General features: G+C 31.9%; 13 protein-coding genes. All 13 read right to left on the bottom strand.

Annotated elements, in window-relative coordinates; all coding sequences use genetic code 11:
* Positions 1-81 precede the first annotated feature (81 nt).
* The 13 genes from H0I29_RS05380 to H0I29_RS05320 all read right to left on the bottom strand — a co-directional run bounded on the left by H0I29_RS05380 (position 82) and on the right by H0I29_RS05320 (position 17,993).
* Positions 82-1,929, bottom strand: a complete 1,848-nt coding sequence (locus H0I29_RS05380; RefSeq protein ID WP_218754682.1) for a family 43 glycosylhydrolase — start codon at positions 1,927-1,929, stop codon at positions 82-84.
* 241 nt (positions 1,930-2,170) lie between these two features.
* Positions 2,171-4,510 (bottom strand): beta-glucosidase BglX, encoded by a 2,340-nt coding sequence (gene bglX, locus H0I29_RS05375; RefSeq protein WP_218754681.1) that lies wholly within the window; start codon positions 4,508-4,510, stop codon positions 2,171-2,173.
* Positions 4,511-4,515: 5 nt separating this feature from the next.
* Positions 4,516-5,316, bottom strand: coding sequence for a prolyl oligopeptidase family serine peptidase (locus H0I29_RS05370; RefSeq protein ID WP_218754680.1), 801 nt, complete (start codon positions 5,314-5,316; stop codon positions 4,516-4,518).
* A 13-nt stretch (positions 5,317-5,329) separates the two neighbouring features.
* Positions 5,330-6,673, bottom strand: coding sequence for a glucoamylase family protein (locus tag H0I29_RS05365; protein WP_218754679.1), 1,344 nt, complete (start codon positions 6,671-6,673; stop codon positions 5,330-5,332).
* Between the two features lie 72 nt (positions 6,674-6,745).
* On the bottom strand, positions 6,746-8,158 hold the full coding sequence (locus H0I29_RS05360) for a RagB/SusD family nutrient uptake outer membrane protein (protein WP_218754678.1): 1,413 nt from the start codon (positions 8,156-8,158) through the stop codon (positions 6,746-6,748).
* Positions 8,159-8,178: 20 nt separating this feature from the next.
* Positions 8,179-11,277, bottom strand: coding sequence for a TonB-dependent receptor (locus tag H0I29_RS05355; protein ID WP_218754677.1), 3,099 nt, complete (start codon positions 11,275-11,277; stop codon positions 8,179-8,181).
* A 250-nt stretch (positions 11,278-11,527) separates the two neighbouring features.
* On the bottom strand, positions 11,528-14,323 hold the full coding sequence (locus tag H0I29_RS05350; RefSeq protein WP_218754676.1) for a LuxR C-terminal-related transcriptional regulator: 2,796 nt from the start codon (positions 14,321-14,323) through the stop codon (positions 11,528-11,530).
* Positions 14,324-14,377: 54 nt separating this feature from the next.
* The gene (locus tag H0I29_RS05345) at positions 14,378-14,584 is read right to left on the bottom strand and encodes a helix-turn-helix transcriptional regulator (RefSeq protein WP_218731822.1); all 207 of its coding nucleotides are present in this window, start codon (positions 14,582-14,584) and stop codon (positions 14,378-14,380) included.
* A 1-nt stretch (position 14,585) separates the two neighbouring features.
* Positions 14,586-15,089, bottom strand: a complete 504-nt coding sequence (locus H0I29_RS05340; RefSeq protein ID WP_218754675.1) for a DUF2975 domain-containing protein — start codon at positions 15,087-15,089, stop codon at positions 14,586-14,588.
* Positions 15,090-15,092: 3 nt separating this feature from the next.
* Entirely contained in the window at positions 15,093-15,653 is a 561-nt protein-coding gene (locus tag H0I29_RS05335) for a DUF2975 domain-containing protein (RefSeq protein ID WP_218731820.1), read from the bottom strand.
* A 76-nt stretch (positions 15,654-15,729) separates the two neighbouring features.
* Positions 15,730-16,164: a LexA family transcriptional regulator gene (locus tag H0I29_RS05330; protein ID WP_218754674.1), complete on the bottom strand. Its 435-nt coding sequence runs from the start codon at positions 16,162-16,164 to the stop codon at positions 15,730-15,732.
* 52 nt (positions 16,165-16,216) lie between these two features.
* Entirely contained in the window at positions 16,217-16,594 is a 378-nt protein-coding gene (locus H0I29_RS05325; RefSeq protein ID WP_218754673.1) for a DUF2007 domain-containing protein, read from the bottom strand.
* A 142-nt stretch (positions 16,595-16,736) separates the two neighbouring features.
* Positions 16,737-17,993 carry a Y-family DNA polymerase gene (locus H0I29_RS05320; RefSeq protein WP_218754672.1) on the bottom strand — a complete coding sequence of 419 codons (1,257 nt, stop codon included), beginning with the start codon at positions 17,991-17,993 and terminating at the stop codon, positions 16,737-16,739.
* Positions 17,994-18,097: the final 104 nt, after the last annotated feature.

The following is an 18,097-nucleotide window of genomic DNA, read 5'->3' as shown; positions in this document are numbered from 1 at the left end:
AACTTAAAAGTAAAAACTCCGAATGAAAATTCGGAGTTTTTTATGCTTTAGAGTATCTAAAATTATTTTGTTTGCTATTATCTACTTCGTAAAAAGAATATTACTTCTTTCTGAAATTCCGTTTTCACTAAATGCTTCTATAGTAAAATAATACGGTGTATCTCTGTCTAAAGAACGCATAAAATGTTCTGTCGTATCGTAGACTTGCCATGATTGATATAATTTATCTTTCGCAATTCCCCAACGGATATTATAACCCTGAGCACCTTCTACAGCTTCCCAAGAAAAAGATACATCTCTACGATCTGCTTCTCTTTTTACTTTGAATCCTGTAACTCCTGTTGGCTTATCTTCAAGTCCTAATCCAAAGACTCTAAACTCAGACATTGCAAAGTTTGCTCCAGGTACTTTTAAATTGTTGTAACGTACAAATTTTGCTTTTACAGGTTCATTTAATACAATGTAAGCATTTGGCGTATCCCTTTCGCTTGTACTTCTATCAACAACCGTTTGCCAGTTAATACCATCCATAGAAGTTTCAATAGTAAATTGATGCTTTAATCCTTCGGTACGCGTATAAATCCCTGATTCATGGTCATGGAAATTTAATTGAAAAGCATTGATATTTCCCGGTTTTAGCATTTCAATGGTTAACCATTGTTTATCATCATTGGCTTCTGCAACCCAAAATGTTTTAGGGTTTTCATCTGTTAATACTTTAGAAATTATTTGACCATCAGTATTCTTTTCCAAAGGTAATTCTGTGACTTCTACTGCATCGTCATCAGACGTAAATTTCTTTATCTGCATTAAGGAAGAAGAGACGGTAGCAGCTCCTTTATAAGACAATAACATCCAACCATTGTGCTCTCCTGCTTTTGTAGTATGATTCGCTCCAAAACGCGGATAATCGCCATATGATGTGTTACTATACATTAATCCATCGGCATCAAAATAAGTAGGAAACATACTTAAACGACGTTCCCATTGCGAATTAGAAGCAAGTGCCATTGTTGCAAAGTGCCAATATTGTCCATTGGTTTGCTTCACCGTTATTCCGTGTCCAGCACCATTTGTAAATCCGCCTGGTTTAAAGCTCATCGGGTTGTTTTTCATGTATTTAAATGGGCCTAATGGGGTGTCTCCAATATAAACTCCATCTGCATACACATTAAATTGTGTGCCAGGTGCTGCGTATTGTAAATAATATTTTCCATTGTGTTTAGTCATAGAAGCACCTTCCATATAACCTTCTTTTAAAGTTGGGTGAAAGTTATTTTCTCCAAAACGTTCCCATCCGTGTTTTTCCTCATCGAGGTTAAACAGTTCTTTACGAACACCTGTTTCTAAAAAACGATCATCTTTATTCAACTTTTTAACCTTTAGTGGATTAACATTAGAAGAGCCCCAGTACAAATAGGTTTGTCCGTCATCATCTATAAATAATTCCGAATCTTGAATGTCTGTAGATATAGAGGCAGTTGGTGTCCATTTTCCTCCTTTCGGATCATCTGTATAAAGAATACTTCCGTAACCAGCAGGATTACCAGCAAAATACACCAATGAATCCTTGTAATTAAAAGCTGTAGGTGCGTTACTACCTTCAAAAAACCATTGTTCTGGTTTAATAAAATTCCAGTTTATTAAATCGGTAGAATGCCAATAGCCAAAAGAACGTGTTACAAACATGTAATACTCTCCTTTAAACTCTATAACTGCAGGATCTGCACCAGAACGATACGATTTATTTTGCGTTGAATTATACACCATATAGGTATAATCAATATCTAATGGGTTGATATAGGTTTCAAGCCTTTTTTTTATTTCTGATACTTTCTTGGTGTCAGAAGCTTCTGATACATTCTGATTTTTTTCATTATTACAAGAAAAAAGTAATACTAAAGTGAATAAAAAAAGTAGTTTTTTCATGATTTATAATTTAGTGTTTTTTTCGGTTAGTGGATTATAATACGTATTGTATTCACAAGCTATCAAAATACTCTATGCAAGATTTATATTTTTATTTTCTCTTCTGAAAATTTCATTCTAAATGACTAACCTGAGATTGTATTACAATCAGACAAGTAAAAACCACACAAAATAATAAGAATAGGGAGAAACTTAAAAATTATGTGTGGCATAAAATTGTTATTATTTAATTGTGATGTTTTTATTTAGTCAATTCAAATTCTTTCATCATTTTGGTATCTGAATTTGTTCCTACAAAAACCTGAAACTGTCCTGGTTCTGCTACAAAATCTAATTCTGAATTATAGAATTTTAAATCTTCAACAGAAATTTTGAAGCTTATATTTTGAGTTTCTCCTTTCTTAATTTCTACTTTTTGAAAACCTTTTAATTCTTTTACAGGTCGTGTTAAAGAACCAACAAGATCTCTTATATATAACTGAACAACTTCTTTTCCGTCGTAATTACCAGAATTAGTAACCTCTACAGAAACATTAATTTCGCCGTCCATGTTTATAGAAGATGTGTCTAATTTTAAGTTTTCATAATCAAACGTAGTGTAGCTTAATCCATAACCAAAAGGATACAAAGGCTCGTTACGAACGTCGATATAGTTACTTTTAAATTTCTCAAAGTTACCTTCTGTATTTCCAAGAGGTCTTCCTGTATTTTTATGATTGTAAAATAATGGTACTTGACCTACATTTCTTGGAAAAGTAGCTGTTAATTTTCCTGAAGGATTTACGTCTCCAAATAATACATCAGAAATAGCTAAACCAGCTTCACTACCAGGAAACCATGCGTTAATTATAGCAGGTACATTTTCATTTTCTTCTACTAAAACTAAAGGTCTTCCGGTAAACAATACTAAAACAACAGGTTTTCCTGTTTTTAACAAAGCATTCAATAAGTCTTTTTGAACTTGAGGAATACCAAGGTCTGTTCTACTACTGCTTTCTCCACTTAATTCAGCAGATTCTCCAATAGTTGCAACAATAACATCTGACTTCGCTGCAATTTTAAGCGCTTCATCTAACAATTGTTTGTCTGTACGTCCATCTCTTGGAATCCCTTTTCCAAACATAGTGGCACGTTGTTCTAATTCTAAGTCATAATCGATGTTACTTCCTTTTGCGTATAGCATCGTTGCTTTATCGCCAATAACTTCTTTTAATCCATCAAAAACAGAGTTTGATTTTTCTTGATCTGTAGCTACACTCCAAGTTCCTGCCATATTGTTAGCTGCTTTTGCTAATGGGCCAATTAAAGCGATTGTTCCAGATTTTTTAAGCGGAAGTAATTGATCTTCATTTTTCAGCAATACCATAGATTCAGCAGAAACTTTACGTGCGAACGCTTTGTTTTCTGGTGTAAAAATTTCTGTTTTAGCTCTATCAAGATCGCAATATTTATAAGGATCGTCAAATAAGCCTAATTGATATTTAGCCGTTAACATACGTTTTACTGCAGTGTCAATTTCATCCATTGTTACCTTACCATTCTCATAAGACTCTTTTAACGTTTTTACAAAAGCAGCTGGAATAGAAGGAGAATCTCCTGCCATATCCATATCTACACCTGCTTTTAATGCTTGTTCAGAAACTTGATATTTATCTCCAACACCATGTGCTATCATTTCATAAATACCCGTATAATCTGTTACAACAAAACCATTAAAACCCCAATCATCTCTTAATAAATCTGTAAGTAACCACTTATTTCCTGTAGCAGGAATTCCATCTACTTCGTTAAATGAAGCCATTACAGACCCCACTCCTGCATCTACAGCTGCTTTGTAAGGTGCTAAGTATTCATTATACATTCTAATACGGCTCATGTCTACTGTGTTGTAATCTCTACCTGCTTCTGAAGCTCCGTAAAGTGCAAAGTGTTTTACACAAGCCATTAATGTGTTATTTGCTGATAAATCATCAGATTGATACCCATTTACCATGGCTACAGCAATTTTACTTCCTAGGTAAGGGTCTTCACCATTTCCTTCAGAAACGCGTCCCCAACGTGGATCCCTAGAAATATCAACCATCGGAGAGAACGTCCAGTTAATTCCGTCTGCACTCGCTTCAGTTGCTGCTACTCTAGCCGTTTTTTCAATCATTTCCATATCCCAAGAACTAGAAAGACCTAGAGGAATTGGAAATGTTGTTTTGTAACCATGAATCACGTCCATTCCAAAAATTAGAGGAATTCCTAATCTACTTTGTTCTACAGCAATTTTTTGAACTTCATAAATTTTTTCAGCTGTTTTAATATTGAATAACCCACCAACTTTACCTTCTTTTATACGTTCTCCTACATCAGTTCCTTTTGCTGTTCCTGTTGTGATATCTCCAGAAGTTGGTAAATTAAGTTGCCCTATTTTTTCATCTAAGGTCATTAATTCTAGAATTGAATCTATTTTTGACTCGAATGGATTGTTTACTATTTTAGAACTTGTTCTTGTATTATTGTTAGAATTACAGTTCGAAAATAGGATTGCTATAATTAGAATACCTGTTATTTTTAGAATAGATTGTTTTTTCATTTTTTTTATTTTGAATTAGAGAAAAGCCATGTTAATAATTTGGGTTCTGCTAAAGCAGGATCCCAGCTGTTGTGATTTGCAAAATCATAGAGTGTAAATCTTGGATATCCACCATTTTTAAGAATTTCAGACACCATATTTACTGATAAATTAGGGTCTACAACATCATCTTTTGCTCCATGAAAAACCCATAATGGTATAGATTTGGCGTATGCTGATACCGTTTTTGGATGTCCGCCTCCGCAAATAGGAATAGCTGCTGCGAACATTTCTGGTTTTCTATAGATAATTTCGAAGGTTCCCATACCTCCCATAGATAACCCCATTACATAAATTTGGTTGGTTTTTACATATGGTTTTTCTACCATTTCATCCATTAAATTCATTACCAAGCTCATTGCCTTGGTTGGTGATTTCTTGTACTTGTATCTAAATGTAATTGGTTTTGTGGTACGATCTGCTTTTAATTTTGCCCAATAATCATTTTCTGGACATTGCGGAAAAATAACGATCGCAGGAAATGAATTTCTTGTGGCTTCATTTAAAAATAAATCGCTTCCATTTGCCAATTGTTTTTCATTATCGCCACCGCGTTCACCTGCACCATGTAAAAATAATACTACCGGATAAGATTTGTCTTCAGAAAAATCTTTAGGTAATAACATTCTAAATTGTAGCGTATCTTTATGAACAACATGTGTTTTTTTTAGGAATACATTTTCTGACTTTTTTAATTGCTGTGCGCTCATTAAAAAAGACATTACAAAAATTAAAAAGAGTGTTGTTATAAGCGTTTTTAACTTCATTTTTTTTTACTTATTAATAGGTGAAACCAAGTGCATCTAAACCATTTTGTACATCGCTATTTTTCATGAATAATCGCCATAGCAAACCTGTTCTGTGATTTTCTATCATTATAGGAATAGGACCTTGATCTATTGCTAGATATTTTTCTATGTACCAATTATTTTCAAAACTAAAAGCATCATAAGGCCCGTATTTACCAACAAGATTATCGTGATTCATATAAATGTTTCTTAAAACATTCATGCTTTCTTTTGGTGTGTATGGAAATGATGATAATGCAGCAGTTGGTGAAATTACACCTAGATCATCACCTGGTCTATGTCCATGATAACCATCTATGGAATAGCTAGAAGTTAAACCCCAAAGATCCTCTCCGTACCCTTTAAAATTTAGTGGATTATCGACTGCATATTTGTAATGAATTTTAGCTTGATTTTGTGTTAGTGTCCAGTAATTTGCATACTGATCTGATAAGTTTCTAGGATCTAAACCTAAGTAGGAGTAATGTGCCCAAAATAAAGGTCCTACCAAATCTGTGTCATTATAAAAATAGTTTAAAACGATGTTTTCATCATAATACGTTTTATTAGAAACAATAGCACCATTTTTTGCCCATCCTTGTTCATAAACAGATTTTTTAATTGGGTGTGTTGGTGATGCTGCAGCAAGCACATACATAATTAAACATTCGTTATAACCTTTAACAGGTAGGTTCATATCCCAACCATATTCTGGCGACCAATGCCAGTATAAAACATCTTCTCCGTTTTTGGTGTACCAGTCCCATTCTACAGTTCTGTATAGATTATCTATTTTAGAAACCAATTCTTTTTCCTGTACAGTATTGCCATCAAAATATTCAGAAACCGTTAATAGGCCTTGGATTAAAAAAGCTGTTTCAACTAAATCTCCGCCATTATCTTTTTCGCTAAAAGGTTGTACTTTTCCTGTTTCTCCATTAATCCAATGTGGCCAAGCACCATGAAAACGATCTGCTTTATCTAAAAAATCTACTATTTTTTGAAAACGTAGAAGTGCTGCTTCTCTCGATATAAATCCTCTTTCAATTCCTACTAAAATAGCCATCAACCCAAAGCCACTTCCTCCTGTAGTTACGGTAGTTTTAGGCGATTCAAGATACACATTATCCATATGTATTCTTTCGAGTGCTAAACCTGAATTTGATTCTGCTCCTTCCCAAAAATAATTTATGGTTTGCTCTTGAATACGATCTAAAAGTGCATCATCAGAAATTAAGGTATCTTCTACAACGATATCTGTAGTAGTTTCTTCTTTTTGCTTATTACAACCAAATAGAGCCAGTGATAGTATACTTATTAATAGAAAATTACGCATATATAACATGTTCTTAAATGATAGGTTAAATTTCAGCTATACTTAAATGTTAAGCATAGCTGAAATTTTAGATTACTCCCATCCTGGATTTTGTGTCATTCCTGGAGTTTGTATTAATTGATTGTAAGGAATTGGAAACAATTCGTGTTTACCAACAACAAATGTTTTACCATCTGCAGCCATTGCTTCTTTTGCTTGACCTGTTCTAACAATATCAAACCAACGATCGTGTTCCATCGCTAATTCTAAGTGTCTTTCTTTCCAGATTTGTGCTACTGTTGGATTGCTAATGGTAGGTAAGTTTACTCTGCTTCTTACTAAATTAAGAGGTGTTGCGGCGTCTTGACCAATATATGTTGCAGCTTCTGCTTTTATCAATAGAATTTCTGCATAACGAAGTATTCGTATGTTTTTATCTCCATCGTCTGATCCTGTAGAGGCACTAGAATATGCTTTTTCATTATACCTAGGGTTCTCAACTTCAAAAACTTCACGACCATCCCATAGTGTTTCACCTTCAAAAATAATAGAAGCATTCATTCTAATTAGGTCACCTTCTGCTTCAAACGCTTTTACAAGAGTTTCAGATGGGTTATTATATCCCCATCCCCAACCGTCAGCACCTCTGGCACCTTGAGTTTGTGAGTATTGTTGCACACCATGAGCTATAGATTCTCCTCTACCTTGCACTTCAAAAATAGATTCGATACCATTTTCTGTAGAAGCTCTCCATAATTCTTCATAATTTGGATGTAAACCATATTCTCCAGAATTAATAACATTTTCTGCCATGTCATATGCTTTTTGCCACTCTTTTTCATAAAGGTAAACTTTAGATAAAAGTGCTTGCGCAGCTCCTTTAGATGCGCGACCTAAGTCTTCTGAAGCATACTTACTCTTAAGAGGTAGTTTTTCTATAGCGTCTAATAAATCTGCTTCTATATAAGCGTATACATCTGCTACAGGTTGTCTTTCAACTAAATCTACATCTTGTAATGGTACAGCTCCAAAAGATCTTACTAACCAAAAATAATTTAAAGCTCTTAAAAACTTCGCTTCACCTACTAATCTGTTTTTTAAGTTTTCATCTGTTAGGCCATAATTTTCTGTATAATCTATAGCAATAGATGCTCTGTTTATAGATTTATACCAATTTTGCCACATAGAAAGAATTGAACCTGCACTACTTGTAAAGGTTAAGGCATCTAATACGTCTTTATCCGCACCAGTATCGGTAGAAGAACTACCTTTATCTGAATTGTCAGATATAATTTCTGTGATTCCAAGATAAGAAAAAGCATAATCCCATTCGGTTAACATACCGTAGGCACCATTTACCATTTCTTTAGGTGTTACTGTTTCAGTATCGTCTTGCTCTAAACGATCTTTACTATCAACATTTAAATAATCTTCACTACAAGAAACAGTAGTGAAAAGCAGTCCTATAGCAAATAGAATCTGTATATTTTTAATATTATTTTTCATGATAATTATTTTTTAAAATTTTATAAATCGATGTTTACACCAAATAAGAAGGTTTTAGTGTTTGGGTATGCAGAAAGTTCTATTCCTGCTGCTCCACTTGCTCCTGCTGAACCAGATGAACCAACTATTTCTGGAGTAAAACCAGAATACTTAGTAAACATAAATGGGTTTTTAGCAGTTGCATAAACTCTAATTCTAGAAACTTGATTCATTAGCACTGGTAAAGTATAACCAATGGTAATATTGTTGATTCTTAAATAATCTCCATCTTCTAAATAATAACTTGATGCATAAGAGTCTTTATCCGCTCCTGGGTTTACATTGGTAGATCCTTCGCCTGTCCATCTATTTGCAAAAGTATCATACGCTATGTTTTCACCTCCGTCTATGCTAGTTCCTTTTAAACCGTTATAAATTTTATTTCCTCCAGCTCCAAAAGCATCAACGGCCAAGTCAAAACTTTTATAATTTAAACCTACATTAAATCCGAAGTTATAAGTAGGGATGTAAGAACCGAAGAATTTTTTATCATTATCATCAATAACACCATCGTTATTTTGATCTTTATAACGTAAATGTCCTGGAGATGGAGTACCGTAATGTGCATTGTTATTTATTTCATTTTGGTTTTGCCAAACACCATCTGCTTCGTACATCCACCAAGCATAAATAGGTTGTCCTTCTTGTAATTTTTTTGTGATTTGACCGTTCGATAAACTACCTCCAGTTTGACCATCATATGCTGATTTTACATTCTCAACGTTATTTTTATTATCAGAAAAGACAAAACCTAGGTTGTATGATAAGTCTTCGGTGATATTATCTCTCCAATTAAATTCTATTTCAAAACCTTTGTTTAGTACTTCTGCACCATGATCATAATAATTGGTTCCTTCACCAGAAGTGTAAACAGGAGTTACGTTTAAAATAGCATTTTCCGTGTTTCTGTTGTAGTAGTTAAAACTACCAGATAACCTTGAGCTATACGCCTGAAAATCTAAACCAACGTTTGTTTCTTTAGTGATTTCCCAAGAAATAGGGTAGATAGAAGCACCTAAAGCTGCACCGTACACTAAATCTTGATTTGCTCCAAATACGTAATTTACATTACTACTTCCGGTAGCGGTTGAATAAGTTGACACATTAAAAGGAACATCTGAATTTCCTAATTTACCCCAACCTACTCTCATTTTTAAGAAATTTAAATTTTCTATATCACTTAAAAATGATTCTTTAGTTAATACCCAACCTGCACTAAAAGAAGGGAAGTTTCCAAAATATTCTGTATTGTTATCATTATTGAATGTGCTTATACCATCTCTACGAATATTTGCTTGAAGAAAGTATGTTTCATTGAAATTATATTGCAACCTTCCATAATACGATAATTGATTTGTAGGCGTAGAGGAACTTTGTTGTGAAGTTTGTTCATAATCTTCAGAAGCAAAGTTGATGTTCCAGTATTGTTCTTTTTGTGGTACATCATAAGCTAGTTGATAGGTATTAAACGTATTATTTTTACTTCCTTTTGTAAGACCTGCTACAACATTAATGCTGTGATTGCCTATTATTTTGTCGAAAGTTAAATAATTATCCCAGTTGTATCTATAGCTTTCAGATCTGCTAAAAGATAAGTTATTATCTGCATATGCTGTAGTTGTTGGGTTTGCTTCTTTTAATGCATTAAAATCAGCCTCATTTTGCCCTGTATTTGTTGTTAAGTATTGAGATTTGATATCATTAAAAGATCTTGATTTGTAGTACGATTTAGTACCTCCAAAACGAGAGTTGGCTTTTAAAGAACCTGTTATCTTAACCTCTAAATCAAAAGACCCTTGTAAATCTGTAGTTTCGTCTTTTTGATTGTTATAATATACGGTTGCCAAAGGGTTACCTATAGAGTTTAAACGGCTGTTACCTTGGTAACCAACAACTCCTGTATTCGTATTCCAGTTAGATTGACCAAAAGCGCCATTATCATAGTACGCTGGTACTAGTGGAGACTGTCTGTATGCTTCATTAAAGGCATTAAAAGGTTTTGGAGTTCCTTTTGAAATTGCAGCACTAAAGCTTTGTGTTAATTTTACTGTGTTTTCAAAAAGATTAAAGGTATTGTTAGATCTTAACGTATTTCTGGTTAAGTTTTGATCTTTTAAAAGTCCATCCTCATTGTAATTATTTAAGCTAAAGAAATAATTTGTATGTTCATTAGCTCCTGAAATAGAAACATTATTACTATTAGATAATCTAACGTCTGTTAACTCATTATACCAATCTGTATCATATGCTTGGTTTGATGATAATAAATCTGTAGATCCTAAAGATGTACGAACCTCATTAAAGTAAGTAATGTACTCTGAAGCATCTGCCATTTTTACTGGGTTAAGCGTACTTGTTGCTCCGTAGTAAGAACTTAATGAAACTTTAGCTTTTCCATTTTTCCCTTTTTTGGTTGTAATAAATATAACACCGTTTGCAGCATCCATACCATAAATAGCAGCTGAGGCAGCATCTTTCATAACATCCATTGTTTCAATATCAGAAGGGTTTATGTTACTGATACCGCTAACTTGTATACCATCTACAATATAAAGAGGTGTTGTACCAGATGCAGCAGTACCTAATCCTCTTATCATTACTACAGGGTCACTACCAGGTGCATTGGTGTTAATAATATTTACACCAGACAATTTTCCTTGTATAGATTGTGTTGCGTTTGCCGCTGGTTGTTTTAATAGGTCGTCTGATTTAATACTAGAAACAGCACCTGTAAGATCTGATCTTTTTTGGGTACCATAACCAATAACTACAATCTCATCTAGAGATTCTACGTCATCTTCCAATGAAATATCAATAACATTCTCATTATTTACAGTTACCGTAATTTTTTTAAAGCCAATGTAGCTAAATGTTAATTGTTCTCCTTTATTAACGGTAAGAGTGTACTTTCCATCAAAATCGGTTGAGACTCCGTTGCTTGTTCCTGCTACAGCAACGCTTACTCCTGGTAAAGGAGTACCTCCATTTTTACTTGTTACAATACCATTTATTTCCATTTCTTGTGCAAAAGCAGCTAATGAAAAAAATAGTATTAATAATAGACTAATCTTTGTTTTCATATTAGTGTTATTAATTATTAAATATTCAGTTTATTCGGTAGACTAAATTATAAACTATTATTAAATAAATTAAAAAGAGCTTTACATTTTAAATACGTCACCAAATGAACCAAATGTTAAAAATCATTAACAAATCGCGGTTGACGTACTTTGTTGCCCTAAATAAAACGTTGTAGTTGAAGGTGATTTTAATAAATGACGTATATATGACGTAGTTATTAATTGTGTATTAGGTAAAAAAACAAGTTCATTATTTGATATTTAACAAATAATCAGTGATAGAAATGTCATTTTCTAAATTTAACTTCTTTTTTAACCTATATCTATGCGTTTCTACACCCCTATGAGAGATATTCATTAAAGGTGCAATTTCTTTTGAAGAAAGATTCATTTTGATGTAAGCACATATCTTTAAATCCTTTGGAGTAAGCTTTGGATGTTTGGTTTTTAAGGTTTCGAAAAACTCATCATGAACTTGACTGAAATTATTTTCAAAAACGGCCCATTCATCTTTAAGTACAATAGAATTATCTAATTTTTTTAACAATTTTTTAAAGTTGTACTGACTATTAAATCCTTCTTTATGCCCCATCAATTCTTTTTTAATTTCCTCAAGGATTTCATTTTTCTTCACTAAAGCCATCGCATTATTAGCTAACTGTTTACTTTTAAGCTTAATTTCTTTTTGCAAAGATTCATTTTTAAACTCCACAATTTGTTTTTCGTTTTCTAACGTCTTTTCGCGTAGTAATTTTTCTTGCTCTTTCTGATACTTGATTTTTATAAGACGCTGTTCTTTTGCTATTTTTTTATTTTGCAAAACATATAACAGTGCAATAATTAAAAGTGCAATAATTGCGTATAGCAAGAATCCAAAAGTATCTCTATACCAAGGTGGTAATACATCTATATGTAAACTTTGAACAGCTGATACATTTCCAGAATTCCCTTTTGCTCTAAAGGAAATTGTATATTCTCCGTCTTTAAGGTTAGAGAACTCTATTTTATCGTTTTCTGCTTTGTACCATAAATTACCTGTGTTAGATATTTTGTATTCAAAATAATGATTTACAGATTTTGAAGATGACAGCGCTACCGTAATATTTTCATTAAAATTAAAACGGACTTCATTGTTCTTAATCTTAGATAGGTTAATAGGAATTCCATCTACAGATATAACTTCTATTTTTGGCTTTTGTAAACTATAATTAGAGGCTGTGGTGTTATTAATCATCATAAAACCATTGTCTAAATTTAAAGCATAAGCAGAATCATTTATTTTAGATACATTTTCGTAACCTATAATATACCTGTTTTTTAATTGATCATCACTTAAAATGAGTAGTTCGTCATTATTAGAGAAGGATTTAAAATTAATAAAGCCATGATTGTTTTTTAGAGCAAAAAGATTCGTGTCATCTTCAGATATAATATAACTATGCTTTCCTAACTTATTATTAAGCAGTTTATAAGGAATAATAGAATCTAAAATAGGTTCATACTTCTGCCAACCTTCACTTGTTTTAAAACTAATATTGTTCTTAATATTATAAACCCTTATATTGTAATTAGAGCTAATACCTTTTTTTTCATAATTTTCTACACTACGTATGGTTTCATAATCTTCATCAAACTGAATCTTATAAACGCCTTTGGTTTCATGTGCAACCCAAGCTGTGTAATCATTTTCAAATACTAAAAAGCGAGAAGGTATTAGGGCTTTGTCAAATTGTTTTACAGTCCATTCTCCATTTTTCTTTTCAAATTTCACCAATCCAGAATAGGTACCTTGAATATAGGTGTCATTTCTTTCAGGAACTTTCTTTATCGTCCATCCCCCAGTAAAATTAGAGATCTTTTTAAAAGTATTTGTATCTACTAAAAAAGTTCCTTCATTATGACCACAAAAAAGTTCATCACCTATAATTGTTAAATCCCAAACCTGACCTTGCGAACCTTCTATAAAAACTAATTGATCATTAGCATCAAGCTTAAAAAGACCAGTATTGGTACCGATATAAATAACATCTTTATATTCAATAATATCATAAACAGCACCCAGTTTCCCAGAAACATCATTAAAGAAATAGTTACTACTACTTAGTTCTATATGAGCAATTCCATTGTCTAACCCCAACCAAAGGTTGTCTGAATCATCAAGCGCTTGACCTAAAACAGTATTGTTTAATAAACCATTCTCTTTACTGATATGAAATTTTAAGTTTCCTAAATGATCTGTTAAGAAAACGCCGTCTTTTATAGTTCCAAAAACCATTTCTCCGTTTCTTAAAATAGAAAAATCATTAAGTTGATGTAGTTTAATGGCTGCATTTATCTCAAAACCGGTAGGAACAAGTTTTCCTTTCTTTAGAAAAAAACTTCCTTTTAGAGAGGTCATCAACAGAAGTTTATCTTCATATTTGTTGATAGATATAATCTTAGTATCTAAAAGCAGGTCATTAGAATAGAAAGGTGCTAGTTTTTTGTCTTTAAGTAAAAAAACACCTCCATTTAAAGTACTTACATATAAATCATCGTCAATAACACTAAGCGAAATAAGTATTGAATCGGATTTTAATTGTGTAATACTCTTATAGTCATATATATAAATATTTAAGAAAGAACGAAAAATTATTTTGTCTTTATATTTTACAATACTCCATATTTCTTCATTAGGAGAAATTTTGTTAAGAATAGTATCACTTAATGATTGGTATTTAAGGATTCCGAAATGATCTCTTTCCCAAAAACCAAATTCTTCGAACGAGCCCGTGTAAATGATATCATTTACAGCTAAAACTGATCGAACGGTTGTTTTATTAGGTAATTGATATAATTTCCAAACTAACGCATTATATTCTAATAAGCCACTATTATTAGCAACATATACTTTGCCGTTTTTAGATCTTGTAATATCCCAATTTTGGTTACCAGCTTTGTATTCTGCTAGCGTATAGTTTTTTAGACTAGGAGAAAATTGAGCATTTACGGCTGTTATAGATAAATAAAAGAAAAGTATGCTTAAAATTTTTAAATGTTTTGTCATTACGATTCGTTAACTGATTTGATGTGTTTTTAAGACGTATTAAAAGTACTGTTTTTAATCTTTTTGATACTCTAAAATATCTGCAGGTTGGCAATCTAATGCTTTGCAAATTGCCTCTAAAGTAGAAAAACGGATTGCTTTTGCTTTTCCTGATTTTAAAACAGATAAATTGGCTGTTGTAATACCAATAGTTTCTGCCAATTCCTTGCTTCGCATTTTACGTTTGGCAAGCATTACGTCTAAGTTTACGATGATTGCCATATTATATTGTTAAATCGTTTTCTTGTTTTTGATTCTTTGCAACTTTAAATATTTCACTTAAAACTAAAAAAAACAAGCCCAAGCATATAATTACTAAATGCTGATTTAACCCGAATTCTAAGGTTACTTTTTGTTGAAAATACACTTTACTAATCATAGAAATTGTGAGTGAAATAATTCCTGAAATAAATAATAGATTTCCTGATTTTTTGAAGGATGAAATAACGGTTTCTTCAAATATTTTTACTCTTACAAAGTGGTTTAGTACTTTCTTGAAGAAATACAAAGCAGCAACAATTAATAAATAATTTAGTGCAGAAACAACAAGAAGTGTTTTTGAGAATAGTGTATCGGTATTAAGACCTATTGAGTTTATTTTTATGTTTAAATCACCTAGGTCTACAAAGAAAATAGCAACAGAAAAACCGATAATTACCAAGACTATTGGCATGGAGAATATCCAAAGTAAATCTACAATGGCTTTTAAAATATTAATTTTTCGCATAGATTATATAGTTAAATCGTTTTCTTGTTTTAAAACTCGTGCGTTTTCAAATATTTTGCTAAATAGCAAAAAGAACAACCCAATAATGATAGAAATAACACTTTTTAAATCGATTGTAGCCGCCAGTATATTTGATAAAGTAATTAAAAAGTTGGTTTTCATTTGTATCATGTTTTCCGCTAAATTTTGAAAGTATAAAATAGCAAACAACTGAATTATAATAGTAGAAACTCCAATGAATATAAAAAGGTTCCCAGCTTTTTTAAAGTTTGTAGTTACATCTTCATTATAAAAATCTGAGTTTAAAAATGATGAAATACACTTTCTTAAATAAAAAATTGCTACTATTAAAAGCACAAAATTTACTACTGAAGATAAAGGAGCAATATACATTTTCCAAGAAAACATTGAGCTAAATAACATCGAAAAACCTCCTAAAGGTGCGGGTAATAATTCTGGAAATAAAAATAAAAAAAGATAAAACACAAAACCAATACTAAATACTGTAATTAGAGTGTAAAATAAAATGTTGATAAGGGTTCTTAAAATTTGAATTGTTTTCATAGCTTTATATAATTTGACAATGCAAATATATAAAAATTATCGAAAAACAATAATAAAATACTAAAAAAAGATAATTTTACACTTTTTTGATGACACTTGTTACAATTCCCCAAATCATAAAATCATTCTCTTCTGTGATTTTTATAATAGGATAATTAGGGTTTTCCGGTTGCAACCAAACTTCGTTTTTTTCTACACGTAAACGCTTTACAGTAAAATCGCCATCTAAAAAACAAACAGCAATTTTATTATTGGTAGGTTCTAAACTTCTATCAATAACTAGCAAATCGTTATCATCTAAACCTGCATCAATCATAGACTGCCCTTTTACTTTTGCAAAAAAAGTAGCGTCTTTGTTGTGGATTAATTCATCATCTAAAGAAATTCTAGTTTCTCTAAAATCATCTGCAGGAGAAGGAAAACCGGCAGAAATACCAACATCTACCAAAACAGCTCCGTTTCCAGAAGAAGCTTTAGGTGTAAAAAAAGTAAGGTTTTTAGTTCCGTTCATAATGTTTGCAAATTATAACTTTTCTTTAAATGTTCGAGATATTATTTTGCAATTAAAATACGGTCTTACAATTATTGCAAATACGTCTTGTTTTTTCGAAAAATGGGAATAACATATAGAATATATTTCTCCTCGTAAGGGGGGCAATTAGTATTTGTGTAGCATTACAATTCGGACAAAAAAGGTCATTTCCATTTTCATCCTTTTGATAAATTCTAATCTCATTGTAAATAGTTGCCGCTTTTTCAAAATCATCTTTATGAACCAACAATTTTACACCCCCAATTGCATTACTCACTAAAGGATCGGTATCTATGGTTTTCTCATCCATTAATAAGGTTTTGAAACCTTCGGAATCCAATTTAGACTTTGTTATATGCGCTTCTGTAGAATATTCAAAAACGGCTAAAATTTTGTAATTATCATTCATGAAAATATTATTTATTATCAATTTAAAGGTTAAAACCTTATAATTATGAGATTTCTCCTCGTTCCTCGTTCGGAATGACAAACTGAATTTAAAAAGAATTTTATTCTTTTATTAAAAATTATGGAGTTTTAATTCATGGTGTTTATTTAACAATCAAAATATCGTTAATATTTGTGGTAAATCTAGCGGATAATCGTTCTTGACGCATTTTCCAAGTGCGGTTTAAATCTTGATTTCCTAATTTAATTTTGTCTGCCTTAAATTTACGATTTAATTTGTCTATTGCAGACATTAACGGTTTGTGTTTTGGATTTTCGCTTGAAAATAAATCCAATTGAAAATTATCATTAGGTACTAAACCCGTAACAATTACACCTGCTCTTTTGTATTTAACACCAGTTTTAAAAATAGTTTTTACAGCTTCTACTGCTGCGTTGGCAATGGTTAACGTCGAATCTGTAGGAGAGGAGAAAACAACTGTAGTACTTTCTCTATGTTGTTCAAATTCTTTTTTATGCCGATCGCTAGAAAGTTGCACAATAAGCATGTGGCAACTAGATTTCTGATTCCTTAATTTCTCTGCACAACTAGCTGCAAAGGTAGAAATACGTTCTTTTATATTGTCAATATCAGAATAAGTGTATTCAAAACTACGTGTGGTAGCTATCATTTTTTTTGATGAAACTTCTTCTAACGGAATTTTAGAAATGCCTTGTAGGTCTTTTTGCAAACGCCATGCTACAATAGAAAATTCTTTTAAAACCCAATCGCTAGAAAGTTGTGTAAAATCGTATGCCGTAATGCAACCTTTTGCTTCCAATCTTTTTTTTAAACGACTTCCGATTCCCCAAACATTGCCAATTTTTGTCCATTTTAAGGCTTTGATTCTTTTTTCATCAGAATCTATAATACAAACTCCTTTCGATTGTTTAATGTTAGAACGCGCAATTTTATTGGCAACTTTAGTCAATGCTTTGGTTGGCGCAATTCCAACGCAAGTTGGTATACCTGTCCATTTTAAAATACGACTTCTCATTTTTGTAGCGTATTCTTGTAGGTCATAATTTTCAAATCCTTTTAATTGTAAAAAAGATTCATCAATAGAATAGACTTCTACATCCGGAGAAAAATCTGCTAAAATATTCATTACTCTAGCACTCATATCTCCATATAATGGATAATTAGAAGACAAAACAGTAATATTATTTGTTTTACAAAAGGCATCCCATTTAAAAATAGGCGCACCAAAAGGCAGTTGTAATTTCTTAGCTTCATCGCTCATAGAAATGACACAACCATCGTTATTGCTTAAAATAGCAACGGGTTTTCCTTGCAAGTTCGGGTTAAAAACCCGCTCGCAAGAAGCGTAAAAATTATTACAATCTACTAGTGCAAACATGCCATAAAAGTACCTAAAAATAGTAGGCAAAATAACGTTGTTAATATCTTAATCTGTTAAAAAATAAAACTACACTTTGTCATGCTGAACTAGTTTAAGCATCT

This window comes from Polaribacter sp. R2A056_3_33 (genome assembly GCF_019278485.1).
GTDB lineage: Bacteria > Bacteroidota > Bacteroidia > Flavobacteriales > Flavobacteriaceae > Polaribacter.
Note: the sequence above shows the minus strand (reverse complement) of the source record. Positions and strands in the feature narration are given on the sequence as shown.

Excerpts from the sequence above, each read along its gene's own strand:
- H0I29_RS05380 (WP_218754682.1), bottom strand. The coding sequence starts at position 1,929 with ATGAAAAAACTACTTTTTTTATTCACTTTAGTATTACTTTTTTCTTGT.
- bglX (WP_218754681.1), bottom strand. The coding sequence starts at position 4,510 with ATGAAAAAACAATCTATTCTAAAAATAACAGGTATTCTAATTATAGCA.
- H0I29_RS05370 (WP_218754680.1), bottom strand. The coding sequence starts at position 5,316 with ATGAAGTTAAAAACGCTTATAACAACACTCTTTTTAATTTTTGTAATG.
- H0I29_RS05365 (WP_218754679.1), bottom strand. The coding sequence starts at position 6,673 with ATGCGTAATTTTCTATTAATAAGTATACTATCACTGGCTCTATTTGGT.
- H0I29_RS05360 (WP_218754678.1), bottom strand. The coding sequence starts at position 8,158 with ATGAAAAATAATATTAAAAATATACAGATTCTATTTGCTATAGGACTG.
- H0I29_RS05355 (WP_218754677.1), bottom strand. The coding sequence starts at position 11,277 with ATGAAAACAAAGATTAGTCTATTATTAATACTATTTTTTTCATTAGCT.
- H0I29_RS05350 (WP_218754676.1), bottom strand. The coding sequence starts at position 14,323 with ATGACAAAACATTTAAAAATTTTAAGCATACTTTTCTTTTATTTATCT.
- H0I29_RS05345 (WP_218731822.1), bottom strand. The coding sequence starts at position 14,584 with ATGGCAATCATCGTAAACTTAGACGTAATGCTTGCCAAACGTAAAATG.
- H0I29_RS05340 (WP_218754675.1), bottom strand. The coding sequence starts at position 15,089 with ATGCGAAAAATTAATATTTTAAAAGCCATTGTAGATTTACTTTGGATA.
- H0I29_RS05335 (WP_218731820.1), bottom strand. The coding sequence starts at position 15,653 with ATGAAAACAATTCAAATTTTAAGAACCCTTATCAACATTTTATTTTAC.
- H0I29_RS05330 (WP_218754674.1), bottom strand. The coding sequence starts at position 16,164 with ATGAACGGAACTAAAAACCTTACTTTTTTTACACCTAAAGCTTCTTCT.
- H0I29_RS05325 (WP_218754673.1), bottom strand. The coding sequence starts at position 16,594 with ATGAATGATAATTACAAAATTTTAGCCGTTTTTGAATATTCTACAGAA.
- H0I29_RS05320 (WP_218754672.1), bottom strand. The coding sequence starts at position 17,993 with ATGTTTGCACTAGTAGATTGTAATAATTTTTACGCTTCTTGCGAGCGG.